This is a genomic window from Stenotrophomonas sp. YJH_SMC_122 (assembly GCF_059369535.1).
In genome coordinates this window covers 60,311-78,688 of the sequence record NZ_JCAFST010000012.1, presented here as the reverse complement: position 1 = coordinate 78,688, position 18,378 = coordinate 60,311, and the positions used below count along the sequence as shown (strand labels likewise).

Here is an 18,378-nt window from a genome sequence, read left to right as displayed (position 1 = left end):
GCAGGCGTCATGGAAGTCAGCGCGAGAAGCCGGGCACCGGGTCCTGGCTGACCGGCCCCAGCAACCACGCCCCCCATTCGGGAAGATGCGGCTTGGCTTCGCGCTCGCCAGGCAGCGGCAGTTCGGTGTTGCGTGCCAGCGGCTGCACCAGACGCGGGGTGACGATGATCACCAGCTCCTTGTCCTGGCGCTTGTAGTCGAAGTTGCGGAAGAACGAACCAATGATCGGCAGGTCGCCCAGCAGTGGAATCTTGTTGACGTTGGAAACGATGTTGGAGCTGACCAGGCCACCGATGACGAAGCTCTCGCCATCGCCCAGCTCGACCGTGGTATCGGCGCGACGGGTGGTGATCGAGGGAATCTGCACGTTGTTGAGCACGATCGCGTTGCTGTAGTCCAGGTCGCTCGCCTCCGGCGCCACCTTCAGCGCGATCCGGTTCGGCGCCAGCACCGTTGGGGTCACGGTCAGGCCGATGCCGAAGGGCTTGTAGGTGATGGTGGTGGTGCCAAGCCCCTGCGGCTCCAGGATCGGCAGTTCGCCACCGGCCAGGAAGCTGGCGCTTTGGCCGGACAGTGCCACCAGCGTCGGCTCGGCCAGCACGCGGGCCATGCCATTGCTCTGCAGCAGTTCGACATCGGCGTTCCACAGTCCCTTGGTCGAGCCGAACACCAGCCGGAACGCCGAGGAAATCGGCGACACGGCCTCGTTGCTGCTGTTGCCTTCCTTCATGCCGGGCAGCAGGCCGGTATTGCCGGGCAGGCCAGTGCCGGGCCGCGCGAAGCCATAGGCGAAGCCGCCGTTGCGGTTCTGGAAGTTGATGCCGATCTGCTTCATCGCGGTCTTGTTGAACTCGACCACCTTGACCTCGACCTGGACCACGCCACCACTGCTGATGGTGGACGCATCGGCAAGCATGCCGTCCTTGCCCAGCGCCATCGCCGCAGTGCGCTGTTCCTGCATGTGCGTGAGCATGCTGTCGGTGCTTCCCTGCAGGAGGCCCTGCTGGTCCTGCTGGGTGAACACCAGACCGGTGCTGCCGGTGCTGGCGGCGCCCTGTACGGCGCTCTGCACCCGTACCGTCAACCGCTGTGGCTCGGCCTGTCTGCGGTGCCACAGCAGCAGGGTGGTGGTGCCGGGCATCTTGCCGACCAGCAGCGCCTGGCGCTGCCCGCGCAGCATCACGATGTCGGCCACACCCGGGTCGGCAATGGCCACCCGCTCCAGGTCGGCCGGCAGGTTCCAGGGACGCTGCTCGCGCGCCTGCAGCACCAGGTCATCGGCGGCCACGCTCGTTGCCGGCGCCAGCAGCACCAGCAGCAGGGCCAGCCAGCGCTGGCGGAGGGAGAGGCGTGGACGGCGGCGACGTTCGGTCATGGATGCACTCGATGCAGGTCAAAGGGAGGCACGGGATGTGGAACTGTCGCCGCGAATGATCTCGATCCCCGACGCGCGCGGTGCACTGCGACGTGGCGCCGACGCGCGCGCCGGTGCGTCCGGGGTGCTGCGTGGCGGTGCACTGCCACGTCCGGCCAGCGCGTCGCCGTCGAGACCAGCAAAAGCGTGGTTCTCCGGCCGCTGCAGGGCGAGCTGCTGTTCGGCGTCGAGCCCACGCAGCGGGTCGATCACTCCGCGCGATTGCGGGAACAACGCCAGGTCGGGCAGGCCGGTATCGGCGGGATTGCGCAGGGCCAGGAAAAGTTTGCCCTGCTGCGCACCCAGCAGCAGCCGGTTGGCGTCGGCCACCGGTACCGCAAGTACCGCGCTGCGTGCGGGTTGCGGCGCTTCATTGCTGCTGCTGTGCGTGCTGCCACTTCCGGTGATGTCGGCTGCGCGCGGGTCGTTGCGGGTGTCGGCCCCGCTGTCGGAAGCAGTCTCTGTGGCCACCGGCACAATGTCCTGCTGGCCATAGCTCAGGACGCGCAGGCGCGACAGCAGCAGGCGCGTCTGCGCGGCTTCGCCAGGGCCGTTGATGTTGGGCTGGGCGTTGCGCAGGTTGAGGAAGACGTCGACGAAATCACCGGGAAGGATGCGGTTGCCGGCACCGACCAGTTCGTCCACGGGCACGGCCAGTGCACGCTCGCCCGGCCGCAGCTGCAGCGAGAAGCCCTGAGCCAGTGCGCTGCTGTTGATCACACTGCCTTCGGCAATGTCCTGCACCGGCACCTTGCCGGTCACGGCGGCAATGCTGGCAGCGGCACCGGGGACGGGTGAGGTGCGCTGGGCCAGGCGCAGGCCGTTGGCGCTGATCGGCTCGCCCGCAGGCAGGCGTGCCACGGCTTCGACCACGGTGATCGCCTGCGTCTCGTTGTGAGCGACTGGCGCGACGGTTGCAGGTGCGGCGGGTTTGCGCCCGATCATGAGGGCGATCACCGCCAGCAGCACGGCCAGGCCGATCAGGGCGACGGCAGCGATGCGGGTCAACTTGAGCATGGAACCGTCTCCAAAGTACTGATCATCAATTGCCGCTGCCGAGATCGAGCTGCGCGACCGCGACGCTGCGGATGGGGGCCTGCATCACCCACTTGTAGAGCGTGGCGGTGCCGGGCAGGAAGGGATGGCTGGCATAGTCGTAGCTGACCGTCACGGTCATGCACTGGGCCGTGGCCAGACCGGCGCAGGGCGCCTGTGCCGACACCACGATGGCGTTGCTGCCCCCCGCGCTGCAGTCCACGTTCTGCTTGGAAAACTGCAGCAACCATTGCATCGAGGTGCGTGCGGCGACGCAGGCGGCGGTGCGTCGTTCGCTGGCGGTGCCGTAGCGCAGCGAGGCGCGCGCGCCTTCGGCCGAGGCGGTGGCCAGGGTCTGCTGCGCCGCCATGATCATCACCCCGGAGAAGGTGAACAGCAGCAGCGGCAACAGGCCGAGCATCAGCATCAGGGCGAACTCGATGCTGGCGACACCGCGTTGCAGGCGTGGGCTGCGGATGTTCATGGTGCACCTCCGTAGATGCTGGCCAGCACCCAGCCGATGGCGGCCAGTGCCAGGTAGGCTGCATAGGGAATGCCACGTCGTCCCTGGCGGGCGGCCTGCATGTCACGCAGCACCGGATGCGCCTGCCACTGCGTGCTGGTGCGATTGACCTGCATCTGCAGGTGGCCGGGCAGCAGCACGCCCAGGTGGCGACCGGCCAGCACCAGTACGGCATGCAACCCGGCCGCGAGGCTCGCGAACAGCCAGACCGGCAGCAGTGCCTGCCAGCCCAGCATCAGGCCCACCACGGCGAAGAACTTCACGTCCCCGGCGCCCATCCAGCGCAGGGCATGGAACGGCAGCAGCGCCAACAGGCCGATCACCGCGCCGGCAAGGTGGGGCAGCCACGGCTGGCGCGGCGCACTGAACTGGCCGACGGCGATCACCGCAGTGGCGATCACGCATGCGGCGACCAGCCAGGTGTTGGGCACCCGTCGGGCATACAGATCACTGATCGCGATCCGCAGGCACACGCCGATGGCCAACAATCCCAGCACTGTCATCGCACACTCCATCGTCCGTCACCGGACGGTCTTCGCCTGGTTCCATGCGCCCCGCCGTCGCGGCCCTGCCGGCCGCGCGCGGTCGCCGCTCAGGTCGTCGAGCCCGACGCCTTGGTGGCCAGTGCGGAGAGGTTCTTGAACAGCGTTTCGAAGAACCCCTTGATCTGGTCGTTGCCGACCGCAATCAGGACGCCTGCGATGACGGCAGCCAGCAGCCCGTACTCGAGCGCGGTGACGCCGTCTTCTTCCTTCAGGAATTTGCGGATCGATGCGTTCATGACCAATGTCTCCCTCTACCTGTCTGCGGATGCAGTACACCTGCGTTGGGCGGTGGCCCGGCTCCGCCGGGATCGTCCGTGGGCCTCCGCGCGTCCTGGCGGAGGAGGCACGGCGGGATAGGCCCGCTGTGCTCAAGCAGGGTGATCGTTTCCAGGCGGGACATTGGCCGCATGGTCGCGACCGGACGGCCCGGGGCCGGTGGTCGAGGCATCCAATGATGCGTGCGTGGTCATGCTGTCCCCCTGGGTGCGGCCAGATCAGATGGCCGATCACCGTAATGTCGACTTTGCCTGAATGGCGGTTGGCTGCAACCGGAACCTATATGCAAATTCGGCAGAAACCCCGGAAGCCTGAAAATCCCAGATGGTTTCTGTGACGAAAATCCGTTCGCAGGCAAAACGATTCATTGTCGTGCAGATAATGTGATTCGCTTTCCGGGTGCATGCGAAAACCGTGCCACCTGCTCAGACATTTTCTTCACTTGTGTATCCCTTTTCATCATTCCGGGCCGCGGGTTTACCTTTGCCGATTATTGGGCATACTCGCATTCAAGCTCTTGCATTGATTTGTACGATCGCATCGACGCCGGCGCCGCCGGCGTGGCAACGGAAATGGATTCTGGATCGTTGCGTGCCCTGTCAGGCAGTGGGGGCCGCAGCGGATGGCGGATCAACGGGGGGACAACACTGTCATGGTCGATGGTGGGGTAGAGGACAGCGACGACAGCGGCCTTCGGTCGATAGACCTGGCCACGCTGAGCGGCGTGCTTCGCGTCTGTGATGTCGAACTGCTGCTGCTGGATGGCAACGGGCCACGGGCAGCGTTCGCTTCGCGCGTGCACGAGGAAGCCCTGTTCTGCAGCATCAGCTGCGGCTTCCATTGCCGTGGCCGTTTCATGCTGCCGCCGGACTGGGCGATGCTGGGGTACCTGCAGGCCACCGATGAAACGATGAGCTGGTGCCACGGCGTGCCGCTCACGCCGGGCATGGCGCTGACGATCATGCCGGAGGGCATCAGTGAGTTCACCCTGAGCCCGGGCACGCACATGACCCTGATGCTGGTGCCGGTGGCCCGCGTCCAGCGCAAGCTGACCGAACTGAGCCTGCGCAGCACGCCACCTGCTGGCCAGGCACTTTCGCTGTTCAACCTGGCCAGCGATGCCACGCCGCTGGCACGCCATTACCAGCAGCTGCACCTGCAGCTGGGACAGGGCGCAGGCCTGCAGCCGGACGAGACCGAGAACCTGCTGCATGAGCATGTGCAGGCCCTGCTGGGCGCCGGTGCGGCAGATCGACCGGGCTGCACCCGTGCGCGGCGCACGCATTATCTGATCGCGCAGCGTGCAGAGAACTTCATGCGGCTCAACCTGCGTCGCAATATCTACATGAACGAGATCTGCGATGCCGCCGGCGTCAGCGAGCGCGGCCTGCGCTATGCGTTCGAGGACCTGTTTGGAACCTCGCCGAACCGCTACCTCTCGATGCTGCGCCTGTGCGCGGCCTGCCGCAGCCTGTCGATGGCAGACTCCAGCCGTCGCTCGGTGAAGGCGATCGCCCTGAGCTGCGGGCTGTGGGATCTTTCGCGGTTCGCCGACAATTACCGCAAGGTATTCGGCGAACTGCCGCGCGACACCCTGATGCGCGCACCCGCGCAGATCGGCCAACCGGCCTGATCCAGGCCGGGCAAGGGTTTTTGCGGTGTTTATGCCGGAATTGCGTATCCGCTTGCCGATCGTGTTGCCGCTTATGCATAGCCGGCTGCCGATTCCGGCCGTGGATTTGCCGGAATGCGTGATTGCCGTGCCGGATTGAAGTGCACCGCCCTCGTTGCAACCGCTGAAATGTCAGTCACCTGCCTAGCGGCAAGTCCACTGACATTCCAGTTGTTCGCCTACGGGGGAAATGCTCATGAACCGCATCTACCGGCGTGTATGGAACCGCCAGCTCAATGCTCTGGTTGTGGCCTCGGAACTGGCCACCGGCGACAGCGGCGGCAGCGCTGCACGCGATCCGCGCGCCTTCCTGCTGATGCCCACCGCCCTGGCCCTGGCACTGCTGTGCGCGCTGGCCAGCGGCCACGCAGGGGCCTCGGAAACCAATCAATCGCTGCGTGACCTTCAGGCACTCGCGGCAAAGTATGCGCAGCCGATGCCGGTCAAGGTTGACGCGGAAGTGGCCCTGGCTGCCGCCGCGCGACAGGCGCAGAACAGCCCCGCAATCAGTGCGGATGCTCGTCTGGGCCTGCAGTTGAACACCACGTCGCTGCCGGTGGTACGTGACGTGTTGCCGGCCACCGTGCAGGTGAAGCTGGCAGCGAACACCGTGCCGAAGCAGGTGGCCGTGCCGGCGCTGGCGGCTGATGTCCGCGCCAATGTTGGCGTGGGCAGCACCGCGGCCAGGGCGGCACAGGTGGATGCATCGCTGGCTGCGCATGTTGCGCCCGGCGCGCATGCGCCGCTGGGCGTCGCTGCCGATGCGCGCGCCAGGGCAAAGGTCGGCATCGCTGGCCGCCAGGTCGCTTCGATCGATACGGGTGCCCAGGCGGCCGCCGGCCTCAGCGGTGCAGCCGCGGGTTCACTGCCTGGGCTGAAAGCCACCGTCGATGGCAAGGCCGACACGCATCTGGCGGTCGCTGGCCATCCCATCGAAGGGCAGGGCCAGGCCAGGGCGACGGCGGCAGTCACGCTGCCGGCCAAGGAAGAATTGCCGGGTGAAACCCATGATCGTGCCATCAGTGCCGCGTTCGATGCCGGCATCGCCGGCAAGGTGCGCGTGCAGGCGCCAGACGGCCAGGAGGTAGTGGCCGATCGCAACCTGAAGCTCGCCGGACAGGCGACCGTAGCGGCGCAGCACAGCGCACTGGGCGTCGGCAACCTGGTCGGCGGTGCGGTGGGTGCTGTCGGCGGGACGCTTCACGGTGCTGCGGGTGCGGTTGGTAGCGCGGTGGGTGGCGCGCTGAACGGCACTGTTGGCACGGTTGGCGGTGCAGTGGGCGGCACGCTCAACAACACGGTAGGCGCAGTCGGTGGTGCAGTTGGCGGTGCTCTGAGCGGCACAGTCGGCACGGTTGGCGGCGCAGTCGGTGGCGCGCTGAACGGTACTGTCGGTACCGTTGGCAGTGCACTCAACGGCGCCGTTGGCCAGGTCGGCAGTGCAGTGGGCGGCACGCTCGACAACACGGTCGGCGCAGTCGGTGGCGCAGTCGGCGGTGCTCTGAACGGTACTGCTGGTACCGTCGGCAGTGCGGTGGGCGGCGCGCTCGACGCCACAGTTGGCCAGGTTGGCGGCGCAGTGGACGGTGCTCTGAACGGCACTGTCGGTACCGTTGGAAGTGCAGTGGGTGGCGCACTGAACGGCACCGTCGGCCAGGTCGGCAGCGCAGTGGGCGGCACGCTCAACAACACCGTCGCCACGGTCGGCGGCGCCGTGGGCGGCGTTCTCAACGGCACCACCGGCAGCCCCACCGGCGACCTGGGCGGCGTGCTGGGCAGCACGCTGGGCAGTGTCGGAAGCGCGGTGGGCAACCTGCTCAACGGCAATCTCAATGGCACCATCGGCAACCTGGGCAGCGCCGTGGGTGGCCTGGTGGGAGGCACGCTGGGCAGCCTCGGCCTGACCCAACCTTCGGCGATTCCGCCAACCAGTCCGAAGGCGCCGGCGCCGGCCGACCCGAATGCTGGGCTGATCATCGGCACCGGTGGCCTGGTCGGCAATGTCGGCCAGCTGATCGGGCCGACCACCACCAGCCTGTTCGGCGGCAACGGTTATCTGAGCAACGGCAATCTCAAGCTCAGCAACGCCAACGTCATGCAGACCTATTCGACGGTCAATGTACTGGGCCTGCCGGTGGTCAACCTGTCGCCGGTCGGCAGCACGCTCAACGGCCTGGGCGGCGCAGTCACGGGCGGCAGCTCGCACCTGACCCTGATCGGTGGCGTGACCTCCGACAGTTACATCTACAACATCAACAACGGCAATCCCGGTGGCCTGCTGGGCCTCCTTCTGCCAACCGACTCGCCGGCGTGGGCGGCCAAGTGCCTGGACATCGCGCTGGCCGATATTTCCTGCTGGGCGGTCAACGCGGCACAGGACTACCAGGTGTTGATGGGCGATGGCGCCTTCGCCAACGGGTCCAAGGAAGTGGTGATCGGTGCCAATGCACGCCATGAACTGCCGAAGGTCGATGCCAATGTCGCCTTCCCCGGCGATGGCGTGAACGATCCCAGCAATCCGACCGGCGTGCCGACCGCCGACTATGCCGCCCGCATGGGCCACTCGGTCGTCGTCGGTGACAGTGCCGTGGGCACCGCCAACGGACAGACCCTGCTGGGTGCCGAATCCACTTCCAATCAGGCCAACTCGGTCGCGCTGGGTTACCGCTCCGCTGCACTGCGCGGCGCGCAGGCCAGCTACAGCGCCTACGGCCTCACCGCACCGCAGGTCTCGGCCGGCGAAGTGTCGGTGGGCACGGCCGGTGGTGGCGAGCGCCAGATCACCAACCTTGCCGCGGGCAGCGCCAATACCGATGCTGTCAACGTGGCCCAGCTGAAGGGCGCCATCAGTCTGATCGACGATGTGGCCTCCGCAGCGGTCACCTATGACCTGGACGGCTCGGGCAACCCGAACTATCGCCGGGTCACGCTCGGCGCAGGCACCGGCACCACCACCATCGGCAATCTTGCCGCCGGCGCGGTCACCGCCGGCAGCCTGGAGGCGGTCAACGGCGGCCAGTTGGCGGCGACCAACAGTGCCATCGCCAGCTTCTTCGGTGGCCGTGCGGCTTTTGATCCGGCCAGCGGCATCTTTACTGCACCGTTGTTCGAGATCAGCACGATCTCCACTGGCGGTGCCATTGCCAAGGGCCTGTATGAGAATGCCACCGATGCCTTCGCCGCGGTCGATGGCTCGCTGGTCAACCTCAACACGCAGATCACCGACATCCGCAACGGTGGCACCAAGTACCTGCGGGTGAACTCGACCGGCACTGAGGCGGTGGCCAGTGGCACCGATGCGATCGCGGTCGGCACCAATGCGCGGGCGACGGCGGCCAACAGCATCGCGGTCGGTGCCGGCAGCCTGGCCGATCGAGCCAACTCGGTGTCGATCGGCACCGCCGGTGCCGAGCGCCAGGTCACCCACATGGCGGCCGGTACCGCAGCGACCGATGCGGTCAACGTGGGCCAGCTGCAGGCCTCGGAGCAGGGCGCGCTGCGCTATGACCTCAACGCCGATGGCAGTGTCAACTACGCCAGCGCCACGCTGGGCCAGACCGGCACGGCAACCACGCTGCGCAATCTCGGACCGGGCCAGGTCAGTGCCACCAGCGGTGAGGCCATCAATGGTGCCCAGCTGTTTGCCGCCAACCAGGCGGTGGCTACCCATCTGGGCGGTGGTGCCGCGGTCGATGCCAACGGCGTACTGACCGCGCCGACCTACTCGATCAACAACGTCGCCGCCAACGGCACCGTCACCAAGGGCGACTACAACGATGTCGGCACCGCCTTCGATGCGGTCAGCAACTCGTTGGCCAATGTCGCCGACCAGACCGGCGAGATCGACAAGCTGGCCGTGAAGTACGATGTCGATGGCAGTGGCAACGTGCTCAACAGCGTGACGCTGGCCGGTACCGGCACCGGCGCGGTGAAGATCACCAATGTCGCTGCCGGCAGCGTGCTGGCCGGCAGCAGTGATGCCATCACCGGCGACCAGCTGTTCAGCACGAACAGCACCATCGCCACCTACTTCGGCGGCACCACCGCCTACAACGGCACCACCAACGTGTGGACCGCGCCGACGTTCAGCATCTCCAGCATCGCCACCGATGGCACGTTCACCAGCGGCGACTACAACAACGTCACGGCCGCCTTCACCGCTGTCGACGGCTCGCTGAAGGTCCTCAACCAGCGCATCACCAATGGCGGTGGTGGCAGCGCATACCTGGCGGTCAACTCAACGGCGGCCGCAGCCACTGCAGCCGGTGCGGAAGCGGTGGCGGTCGGTCCGCAGGCCAGTGCAGCCGGTGCCAACAGCGTGGCGGTCGGCAACGGCGCCAGCAGCAGCGCCGGCAACAGCGTGGCGCTGGGCGCCGGTTCGGTCGCCAGCGTCGGTGCACAGAGCGGCTACACCGGCGCCTACGGGCAGACCGGTGCCAGCAACTCGGCCGGTGAGGTCTCGGTCGGCAGCGCCGGCAGCGAGCGCAAGATCACCCACGTTGCCGACGGCTCGGACACCTACGACGCGACCAATGTCGGCCAGCTGAAGAACGGCGTGAACTACGCCATCGACGAGTCGAAGAAGTACACCGACCAGAAGATCCAGAACATCACCAACGTGGCCGGCAGCTTCCGCGCCAACAACACCAACAACCTGGCCGATCCGTCCGCCAGCGGCGCCAACTCGGCCGCCGGTGGTGCAGGCTCCACTGCCGCCGGTGCCAACTCGACCGCGCTGGGCAATGGTTCGCAGGCGCAGGCCGACAACTCGGTGGCATTGGGTGCGGGTTCGGTGGCGAACCGGGCCAATACGGTCTCGGTGGGCGCCAGCGGTGCCGAGCGCCAGGTGGTCAACGTGGCCGACGGCTCGCAGGCCACCGATGCGGTCAACGTGCGCCAGCTGCAGGCCTCGCAGCAGGGCACCATCCGCTACGACACCACGGTCAACGGTGCGACCAACTACAACAGCGTCACGCTGGGATCCACCAGCAGCGGCCCGACCACGGTGCGCAACGTCGCCGCCGGTACTGCTGGCACCGATGCCGTCAATGTCGACCAGCTGAAGTCGGGCATGGCGCAGACCCTGGACTGGTCCAAGGCCTACACCGACGAGCGCATGGGCGGCTTCGAGCGCGACCTGCGCAAGACCGACAACCGTGCCTCGGCCGGTATCGCCTCGGCGATGGCCACCGCGGCGCTGCCGCAGCCCAGCGAGGCGGGCCGCAGCATGGCCTCGATCGCGGCTGGCAGCTACAACGGCGAATCGGGCGTGGCGCTCGGCATCTCCGGTGTCTCCGAAGGCGGCCGCTGGATCTACAAGTTCAGCGGTTCGACCAACAGCCGTGGCGAGGCCGGTGTGGCCGTCGGTGCCGGCATCCAGTGGTGATCCCCGCCGCCGGGCCGCACCCGCGGCCCGGCATCGCGGAAACGTCTACAGGGGGAATGACATGAAACAGCATCGCATCGCCCGCGCCGGCCAATGTGCCGCCACGCTGGGCCTGATCCTGGGGATGGGCCTGCTGGCCGCCTGCCGCAGCCATGCGCCGGCCGCCGATGGTCCTGCCGGAGCCACCGCTGTGCACTTCCCGGAGGCCTCCAAGGCCTCGCTGAAGGAAGGCATCTATCCCGACGTCGCCGACCTGCGCCGTTTCGCGCCGGGCATGAGCAAGCGGCAGCTGTACACGCTGCTGGGCACGCCGCACTTCAATGAAGGCATGTGGGGCGTGCGCGAGTGGAACTACCTGTTCAACTTCCGCACCGCGCAGGGCGCGGAGTACTTCACCTGCCAGTTCCAGGTGCGCTTCGACAGCAAGGGCATCGCGCAGGGCGGGTATTGGAAGCCGGAATCGTGCGCGGCCGTGCTCGAACCGCCGCGGCCACCGGCGCCGCTGGCACCGGCACCGCTGCCGGAACAGCCGCTGCGGCTGTCGGCCGACGCGCTGTTCGGCTTCGACAGCGCGGTGCTCAGCGCCGAAGGCCAGCAGGCGGTGCAGGGCATCCTGGCGCAGGTACGCGAGGCCGCGCAGGTGCAGTCGATCAGGGTAACCGGCTACACCGACCGCATCGGCAGCGCCAGCTACAACCAGGCACTGTCGCAGCGCCGCGCCGATGCCGTGCGCAACGCGCTGGTGCAGGGGGGCGTGCCTGCAGCCAGCATCAGTGCCGAAGGACGCGGCGCGGCCGAGCCGATCGTGCAGTGTGAACAGCGCAACCGGCGCGAGCTGATTGCCTGCCTGGCGCCGAACCGGCGCGTGCAGATCGCCGGGATGGCCCAGCCACATTGACCTTCCTGCGCCGGGGCGGTGTCCCGGCATCCCGAGTCCCCCCTGACCGCCGGCAGGCGTGGCAACGTCTCCCCCGTCGTCCACGCCTGCCTGCGGCTCAGGTTTTCAAACGGTGCACGCGATGAATGCCCAATTCCTGCCCCTCTCCATGAAGACGGAAGCTACGCTCAGCGTGTACGGCCAGCTCGGCAACCATGCCGTGGTGCGCATCCCCGGTCGGCGACTGCCAGGCCTGATCCTGCAGGCCGACACCGTGGCGGGGTTCCTGGCCCAGCTGCAGGAAGCCCAGGCCTGCCTGCGCAGTGGCCGCGCGCAGCGCACCGATGCCGAGCTGGACATGCTGATCGACGTGCTGCAGCAGTGGTACGCCCTGATCGAATCGCGCCTGGCCGACGCCGGCGAGACGCTCTAGCAAAAAAAGGGACGGAGGGGATTAAGTCGTTTCCGGCACAACCGGGGCATATGCGACTTAATCCCCTCCGTCCCCTTTTCTCAAGCGCGGGCGCGGATCAGCCAACAGGCGGCATCCACACGAACGCGGTCACCTTCGATGAACGGCGCGAATGCGGCCAATGCTTTTTCGCGAAGCACTGCGGCGCGGGCTTCCGGCATCGATCGCAGGGCCAGTCCCAAGGGTCCCAGGTGGCCGACATAGGTCGGCAGGTCTTTGCGGGTGAGCGAGCAGGGCACGTCCACCGCAACAACCTCCGCGTCATTCCAGCCGGCATTCTGCAGCAGGCACTGCACGCGCTCGCCATCGGCAAAGGCGAACTGTCCCGGTGCGCCGGGTACGCGGGGTGGGAGATCCAGTGCATCGCCGATGGCGCGCTCGGCCGTGGTCATGAATGGATTTTCATCGGCACTGCGCCAGGCGATGAAGCGCAGCCCAGCGCCGGGTGTCGTGGCACGGTGCAGGTTGGCGAACGCGGCCTGGCTGTCCTCGAAGAACATGACGCCCAGCCGCGACTGGATCCAGTCGAAGTGCGCCGGCGGCAGCGGATGGCGCTGCGCGTCTGCCACGATGAAGTCCGCGTCCAGTCCCGCAGCCTCGGCGCGCTGGCGGGCCAGCGCCAGCATCGGCGCGGAGATGTCCAGGCCGGTGCAATGTGCCGCTGGGCGCGCTGCGGCCGCGGCCAGCAGGCTGGCGCCGGTGCCGCAGCCGATGTCGAGCAGTTTTGTCACGGTCTCAGGAAGTTCGGTGACCAGCAGGTCGGCCATCGGCTGGAACAGGCCGTCAAGAACAGCCTGCTGCGCAACCCACGCCTGGCCGCCAGGGCCGTTCCACAGGGCGTTCTGATCGATGGGAGATGTGCTTGCCATGGCCTTGCTTCGTCGGGTAGTTGCCCATAGCTTGGTGCTTGAAGGTCACTTGAGGTCAAGCCCGTGCGTGAACTGGATATCGGCGAGGTGGTCAAGCGCAGTGGCGTGCCGGCCTCCACCCTGCGCTACTACGAACAGCTGGGGTTGTTGCAGGCGCTGGGGCGCCGCGGCCTGCGCCGGCAGTACGACGAGCGGGTGCTGGAACGGCTGGCCTTGATCGGCCTTGGCCAGGCGGCTGGCCTTTCGCTGCAGCAGATTGGTGCATCACTGCCGTCGCAGCATGGACGCATCTCACTGGACCGCGAGGCACTGCTGGCGCAGGCCGACGTGCTGCAGCGGCAGATCACCCGGTTGCAGCGGGTGCGCCGTCAGCTGCAACGCGCGGCGGCATGCCCGCGGGCGGAGGATGCCCGGTCGTGCGGTTCGTTCCGGAAACTGTTGCGCGCGCAGCAGCGGATGAGGGGATGAGAGAAGAGCCTCCACGCCCCGCGTGGATCAATCAATCGCGGGTGCTGACTTCCCAGGTGGCATGCAGCACGCCCGGCACCTGTTCCATCCGTGCCAGCACCACGTCCAGTTCATCGGCACTCACGGCCGTACTGACCAGCACCGCGATCACATCGGTAGGCGCGTCGGCATGCTCGACCACCTGCACATCACCCACCGGGTACTGCGCCGCTTCCAGCGCATCGACCAGGCGCTCGCGCACCCGCGGTACGGCGTCGGCATCCACGCTCAGGCGCACCTCGTAGGTGGCTTCAGTCGCTGCCTCGTTGATCGGAATGCGGTTGATGGCATTCACCAACGGCCGCAGCAGGGTGTTGCCGGCGATGATCAGCACGGTCAGCAGCACGCCCTCGGCCAGCATGTCCGCGCCGGTGCAGCTGCCGACCGCTGCCGAGCACCACAGGGTGGCGGCGGTGTTCAGGCCACGCACGTTCATGCCTTCCTTCATGATCACGCCGGCGCCGAGGAAGCCGACACCGGAGACCACGTAGGAGATCACCCGCACCGCCTCGGCACTGCCGGCGATACGCATGCCCAGGTCGACGAAGGCGGCGGCGCCGACTGCCACCAGCACGTTGGTGCGCAGGCCGGCGGTGCGTTGCCGGTACTGGCGCTCGGCACCGATCAACGTACCCAGCACGAAGGCGGCCAGCAGGCTGACCACGGTGTCGGCGAAAGGACCGGCCTGGAAGGTCTCAAGGAAGCGCATGGCCGGAGTCTACCCGGTCGAGGTGACAGTAGATCCACGCCATGCGTGGATACCCGGAAGTGCCAGAAGCGACTTAATCCCCTCCGTCCCCTTTTTGTCGGGTCAGTCGGTGTCGTCGACGCGCTCGCCCATCAGTTCGCGCTGGCGCTTGTCCAGTTCCTCGGCATAGCGCTTGCGTACGAAGGCTTCGGACACCACGCCCAGGACCTGGCCGTCAGCGGCGACCACCGCCAGTTCGTCGGCCTGGGTCTGGTCGAAGCGCTGCATCACGCTGACCACGTCCGCAGACGGCGACAGCGATACGTCCCGGTTCTCGGCCAGCTCGCCGATCACGGTCTCCGGCTTCACGCCGTCGCCGTAGACGCGCGGGATCTGTACGATGCCGGCGTAGTGCCCCTCGCTGTCGATCAGGATCACCCGGCTGCCCGAGCCCAGTGGGAAGCGCTGGCGGAAAGCGGCGGCATCGATATCGCCCGGCGCGGTGGCCACGCCCTTGCGCATCAGCCGGCCGGCGCTGAGGTTCTGTACCCAGCCCACGTCGCGGGCACTCTTGATGGTCTCCCCGCGCAGGTGCATGCGCCAGGTCGAGAACGAGTAGCCGAACCACTGCCGTACCAGCGTGCTGGAGACCAGCACCGCACTCATCACCACGCTGGTCAGCAGGAAGTCGTGGGTGCCTTCCAGCACCAGCATGGCCATGGTCATCGGCGCGCCCACCACGGCGGCGGCCAGCGCGGCCATCCCGGCCAGCGCGGCGGAGGTGGCGTCGATTACCGGCACGCCGGTGGCCATGGCCAGCAGGCCAGCGAACAGCGCGCCCACCAGGGTACCCATGAACAGCGAGGCGAAGAACAGGCCGCCGCGGAAACCGAACCCCAGCGAGATGCCCGAGGCCAGGCACTTCAGGGTCAGCAGGCCGCCGATCCAGATCAGCGGCAGATGCGTGGTCAGGTCCAGGTGCAGGGCGCCATGGCCGGACGACAGCACCTGCGGGCTGGCCAGGGCCAGCGGAATCAGCAGCAGGCCGCCCACCACCGGCCGACCCCAGGCAGGCAGCGGGCTGCGCTTGACCGTGCCCTCGATCGAGGCGATCAGCCGCATGATGACAATACCGACCATCGCGCAGCAGCAGCCGAGCAGGCCGTAGATGGCGTAGTCGGCGGCGCGCACGTCGATGGTCGAAGCGGCCGGCAGCAGGTAGGCCTCGATGCCGGCCTGGTCGGCCACGAAGGCGCCGGCCAGGGCGGCCACTGCCACCGGCGCCAGTGCGGCCGGCGTGTAGGCGCCGATGACGATCTCGAAGGCGTAGAACGCACCGGCCAATGGCGCACCGAAGGCGGCGGCAATGGCACCGGCGGCGCCGGCACCGACCAGGATGCGCACGTCGTTGCGGCGCAGGCGCATCACCCGGCCCAGCTGCGAGCCAGTGCCGGCCCCCATCTGCGTATACGAAGCTTCCAGCCCGACCGAGGCGCCGCAACCATTGGACAGCAGGGTCTGGGTCAGCACGATCAGGTTGTCGCGCATCGACATGCGGCCGCCGTGCAGGGCATTGGCTTCCACCGCATCGAGCAGGGGGCGTTTGAGCCGGGTCGCGGCCAGGCTGACCAGGCCGACCAGCAGGCCACCCAGCGGCAGCACCAGCAGCGCGGTCCATGTCAGCGAGGGCAGGGAGCTCAGGCGCATACCGTCGTCCAGCCCATACAGCGTGCCCTGCAGCCAGCGTGCGATGCCGGACTGCAGCAAGGTCAGGTAGCCGGCAAGCAGGCCGACCAGCAGGGCAAGCGCGATGAACCACAGGTCGCTGCCGCGCAGCCGCAGGCGCAGGCCCTGGAAGGCCGAATGCAGGCGCGATGGCGAAACAGGCAGTGACATGGTGGCGGCATGATACGCCGCCACCGTGATCGTCACCGTCACTGCATCGGGCGGTTACCGCTTCAGAAGCGGTAGCGGCCCTGCACGTAGAAGGTGCGCGGTGCGGCCACCATGCGGCCGGCGTTGCCATCGACGTTGCGGGTGTACCAGCGCTTGTCGGCCAGGTTGTTCACGCCCATCGCGATCTCGCTGTCACCCAGGCCCGGCACCTGCCAGGCCACCTGCGCGTTCCACAGGCGCACGCCCGGCACGCGGCCCACGCGCGCATCGGCGGTTTCTTCCCAGGTATTGGCGGCATCGGAGAACTGGCCGCTCTGGTGGGTGCTGGAGACATTGAAGGTCCACCCGGCGAGCGTGTAGCGGGCGCCGACGCTGTCGGTGTCGCGGGAGTAGAACGGCACGTCCAGGCCACGGTTGTCACCGGACTGCTGGATCGCCTTGGTCCAGGTGTAGTTGGCATACAGCTCCAACCCGGCCAGCGCACTGCCCTCGGTGAAGTGGTACTCCACCGCGCTCTCCACGCCCTTGTGGTCGGTGGCGCCGATGTTCTGGAAGGTCGGCGGGGTGATGCCCGGCACCTGCAGGATCTGGTTGTCGAAGCGCATCTTGAACACGGTCACTTCCGCGCGCAGTGCGCCGTCCCGCCAGCGCGCACCCAGCTCGGTGGTCCTGGCCACTTCCGGATTCAGCCGGTTGCTGGCCGTCTGCGAATTGAGCTGGATGTTCTGCACGGGCCCGAACGAGGTGGTGTAGTTGCCGAACACGGTCAGCTGCGGCGTCAGCAGGTAGGCGATGTTGAGCGAGGGCAGGGCCTTGTCGTTGCGGCTGCTGAAGGTCGCCGCGCCCGCGGCCTGGCGGCGGTCCATGTCGATCCATTCCATGCGCACGCCCGGGGTGATCCGCCACTGGCCGATCGCAATGCGGTCGTCGATGTAGAACGCGTGGGCGTCGGTGGCGTTGTCGAAGCGGTTGGTGGCGCTGGCCACGCCGGTGCGGCGGGTGACGGTGTAGCTGCGGTCGTTGCCACGCTCGCGCAGGAAGCGGTAGCCGGCAGTGATGTCGTGCACGCTGGCGCCCCAGTGCAGGCGCTGGGTGTAGCGTGGCTCGATGCCGAGCACGCGGTAGTCACGCGGCTGCACGGTCAGCTGGGTGTTGGCGGCGTTGATCAGCGAGCTGGCACGGCTGCTTTCGTTGTAATAGGCCAGCACCTCGAACTCGCTGTCGGCCGACAGCGTGTTGGTGTAGCCCAGGTCGATGCCGGTGCGGTGGCCCTTCCAGAAATCAGTGGGGCGGGTGTTCTGGAACGGGTCGGCCTCGTACTGGGCGCGGGTCAGGCCGCCCGGGGTCAGTGAACGCACGTCGTAGTAGGAGAGCTTGGCGCGCAGCTCCTGCTGTTCGTCGATCGCGTAAGCGAACTTCAGTGCGAGATCGTTGAAGCGGTCATCGCTGCCCTGGCGCCAGCCGCGGCCGTCCTGGCCGGAGTACAGCAGGGCCGCGCCCAGGCCATTGTCGCCGGTGCCGCCGAGGAAGGCGTTGTACTGGGTGCTGTCGCCGCCGCCGTGGTCGTAGGCGGTGTAGCGCACACCGGCTTCGCCATGCAGGCCGGTGCCGGTGGGAATGGCACGGGTACTGAAGTTGATGATGCCGCCCACGTTCTGCGGGCCGTAGCGTACCGCGCCGCCGCCACGCACCACGTCGATCGATTCGATGTTTGACAGGCTGGCCGGCGCGAACGAAAGCTGCGGCTGCCCATACGGTGCCACCGCCAGCGGCACGCCATCGAGCAGCACGGTCGAACGCGGCGAGTAGCGGCCTGTCAGGCCACGCACGCCGATGTTCAGCGACACGGAACTGCCGGCGGTGCCGGAGTTGTCGGTGACCTGCACGCCGGGGATGCGGCGCATGGCATCACCGATGCTGGCCGCGCCGCTGGCCTCGATGCGCTGGCGGTCGACCACCGTGCGCGCGCCGGCAAAGCGCTTGACGCTGTCATGCAGGCCGGTGCCCAGCCAGCTGCCCGAGACCTGGATGCTGTCCAGCGTAGTGGCGCTGTCCTGGGCAAAGGCGCGGGTGGCCGGAAGCAGGCACAGGGCGAGGGTGGCGGCCAGGGGCAGCCGGGCCGGTTGCAGGGCGTGGATGGCCATCGGTAGAGGGTGTGGAAGGTCGCAAATGAGAATTATTGCTGATTCCATTCGCTATTGGAATGCGCCCCCGGTTC

14 protein-coding genes are annotated in these 18,378 nt (G+C 67.6%); 5 read left to right on the top strand and 9 right to left on the bottom strand.

Going from position 1 to position 18,378, the window contains the following annotated elements:
• Positions 1-16: 16 nt before the first annotated feature.
• The 5 genes from AC5P66_RS15920 to AC5P66_RS15900 all read right to left on the bottom strand — a co-directional run bounded on the left by AC5P66_RS15920 (position 17) and on the right by AC5P66_RS15900 (position 3,753).
• Positions 17-1,375, bottom strand: coding sequence for a type II and III secretion system protein family protein (locus tag AC5P66_RS15920; protein WP_100478293.1), 1,359 nt, complete (start codon positions 1,373-1,375; stop codon positions 17-19).
• 18 nt (positions 1,376-1,393) lie between these two features.
• The gene (gene cpaB, locus AC5P66_RS15915; RefSeq protein WP_495216493.1) at positions 1,394-2,431 is read right to left on the bottom strand and encodes a Flp pilus assembly protein CpaB; all 1,038 of its coding nucleotides are present in this window, start codon (positions 2,429-2,431) and stop codon (positions 1,394-1,396) included.
• Between the two features lie 25 nt (positions 2,432-2,456).
• Positions 2,457-2,933, bottom strand: coding sequence for a TadE/TadG family type IV pilus assembly protein (locus AC5P66_RS15910; protein WP_061479834.1), 477 nt, complete (start codon positions 2,931-2,933; stop codon positions 2,457-2,459).
• Positions 2,930-3,475, bottom strand: coding sequence for an A24 family peptidase (locus tag AC5P66_RS15905; protein ID WP_049437836.1), 546 nt, complete (start codon positions 3,473-3,475; stop codon positions 2,930-2,932). Before AC5P66_RS15905 ends, AC5P66_RS15910 begins: the two co-directional genes overlap by 4 nt.
• 89 nt (positions 3,476-3,564) lie before the next feature.
• Complete coding sequence (locus AC5P66_RS15900; protein WP_005416979.1) at positions 3,565-3,753, bottom strand: Flp family type IVb pilin; 189 nt, start codon at positions 3,751-3,753, stop codon at positions 3,565-3,567.
• Between the two features lie 692 nt (positions 3,754-4,445).
• Here AC5P66_RS15900 and AC5P66_RS15895 point away from each other — a divergent pair.
• The 4 genes from AC5P66_RS15895 to AC5P66_RS15880 all read left to right on the top strand — a co-directional run bounded on the left by AC5P66_RS15895 (position 4,446) and on the right by AC5P66_RS15880 (position 12,161).
• Positions 4,446-5,426 carry an AraC family transcriptional regulator gene (locus AC5P66_RS15895; RefSeq protein ID WP_049410973.1) on the top strand — a complete coding sequence of 327 codons (981 nt, stop codon included), beginning with the start codon at positions 4,446-4,448 and terminating at the stop codon, positions 5,424-5,426.
• Positions 5,427-5,661: 235 nt separating this feature from the next.
• Entirely contained in the window at positions 5,662-10,851 is a 5,190-nt protein-coding gene (locus AC5P66_RS15890) for a YadA-like family protein (protein WP_099495824.1), read from the top strand.
• Between the two features lie 61 nt (positions 10,852-10,912).
• Positions 10,913-11,749 carry an OmpA family protein gene (locus AC5P66_RS15885; RefSeq protein WP_049410976.1) on the top strand — a complete coding sequence of 279 codons (837 nt, stop codon included), beginning with the start codon at positions 10,913-10,915 and terminating at the stop codon, positions 11,747-11,749.
• Between the two features lie 148 nt (positions 11,750-11,897).
• Positions 11,898-12,161 (top strand): DUF6959 family protein, encoded by a 264-nt coding sequence (locus tag AC5P66_RS15880; RefSeq protein ID WP_238378475.1) that lies wholly within the window; start codon positions 11,898-11,900, stop codon positions 12,159-12,161.
• 80 nt (positions 12,162-12,241) lie between these two features.
• Here AC5P66_RS15880 and AC5P66_RS15875 read toward each other — a convergent pair whose 3' ends face one another.
• The gene (locus AC5P66_RS15875; protein WP_099488231.1) at positions 12,242-13,069 is read right to left on the bottom strand and encodes a class I SAM-dependent methyltransferase; all 828 of its coding nucleotides are present in this window, start codon (positions 13,067-13,069) and stop codon (positions 12,242-12,244) included.
• Positions 13,070-13,132: 63 nt separating this feature from the next.
• Here AC5P66_RS15875 and AC5P66_RS15870 point away from each other — a divergent pair, with 63 nt between their 5' ends.
• A complete protein-coding gene (locus tag AC5P66_RS15870) occupies positions 13,133-13,537 on the top strand; it encodes a MerR family transcriptional regulator (RefSeq protein WP_049410985.1) in 405 nt (134 codons plus the stop codon).
• 31 nt (positions 13,538-13,568) lie between these two features.
• Here AC5P66_RS15870 and AC5P66_RS15865 read toward each other — a convergent pair whose 3' ends face one another.
• The 3 genes from AC5P66_RS15865 to AC5P66_RS15855 form a co-directional block, all read right to left on the bottom strand.
• Entirely contained in the window at positions 13,569-14,285 is a 717-nt protein-coding gene (locus AC5P66_RS15865; protein WP_049410988.1) for an MgtC/SapB family protein, read from the bottom strand.
• Positions 14,286-14,387: 102 nt separating this feature from the next.
• On the bottom strand, positions 14,388-16,160 hold the full coding sequence (locus tag AC5P66_RS15860) for a chloride channel protein (protein WP_049410995.1): 1,773 nt from the start codon (positions 16,158-16,160) through the stop codon (positions 14,388-14,390).
• Positions 16,161-16,222: 62 nt separating this feature from the next.
• Positions 16,223-18,304, bottom strand: a complete 2,082-nt coding sequence (locus AC5P66_RS15855; RefSeq protein ID WP_099495825.1) for a TonB-dependent receptor family protein — start codon at positions 18,302-18,304, stop codon at positions 16,223-16,225.
• Positions 18,305-18,378: the final 74 nt, after the last annotated feature.

What these genes read in the sequence shown, in the direction of transcription:
- AC5P66_RS15890 (WP_099495824.1), top strand. Translation starts at nt 5,662, where the DNA reads ATGAACCGCATCTACCGGCGTGTATGGAACCGCCAGCTCAATGCTCTG.
- AC5P66_RS15860 (WP_049410995.1), bottom strand. Translation starts at nt 16,160, where the DNA reads ATGTCACTGCCTGTTTCGCCATCGCGCCTGCATTCGGCCTTCCAGGGC.
- AC5P66_RS15900 (WP_005416979.1), bottom strand. Translation starts at nt 3,753, where the DNA reads ATGAACGCATCGATCCGCAAATTCCTGAAGGAAGAAGACGGCGTCACC.
- AC5P66_RS15920 (WP_100478293.1), bottom strand. Translation starts at nt 1,375, where the DNA reads ATGACCGAACGTCGCCGCCGTCCACGCCTCTCCCTCCGCCAGCGCTGG.
- AC5P66_RS15880 (WP_238378475.1), top strand. Translation starts at nt 11,898, where the DNA reads ATGAAGACGGAAGCTACGCTCAGCGTGTACGGCCAGCTCGGCAACCAT.
- AC5P66_RS15865 (WP_049410988.1), bottom strand. Translation starts at nt 14,285, where the DNA reads ATGCGCTTCCTTGAGACCTTCCAGGCCGGTCCTTTCGCCGACACCGTG.
- cpaB (WP_495216493.1), bottom strand. Translation starts at nt 2,431, where the DNA reads ATGCTCAAGTTGACCCGCATCGCTGCCGTCGCCCTGATCGGCCTGGCC.
- AC5P66_RS15905 (WP_049437836.1), bottom strand. Translation starts at nt 3,475, where the DNA reads ATGACAGTGCTGGGATTGTTGGCCATCGGCGTGTGCCTGCGGATCGCG.
- AC5P66_RS15875 (WP_099488231.1), bottom strand. Translation starts at nt 13,069, where the DNA reads ATGGCAAGCACATCTCCCATCGATCAGAACGCCCTGTGGAACGGCCCT.
- AC5P66_RS15885 (WP_049410976.1), top strand. Translation starts at nt 10,913, where the DNA reads ATGAAACAGCATCGCATCGCCCGCGCCGGCCAATGTGCCGCCACGCTG.
- AC5P66_RS15910 (WP_061479834.1), bottom strand. Translation starts at nt 2,933, where the DNA reads ATGAACATCCGCAGCCCACGCCTGCAACGCGGTGTCGCCAGCATCGAG.
- AC5P66_RS15895 (WP_049410973.1), top strand. Translation starts at nt 4,446, where the DNA reads ATGGTCGATGGTGGGGTAGAGGACAGCGACGACAGCGGCCTTCGGTCG.
- AC5P66_RS15855 (WP_099495825.1), bottom strand. Translation starts at nt 18,304, where the DNA reads ATGGCCATCCACGCCCTGCAACCGGCCCGGCTGCCCCTGGCCGCCACC.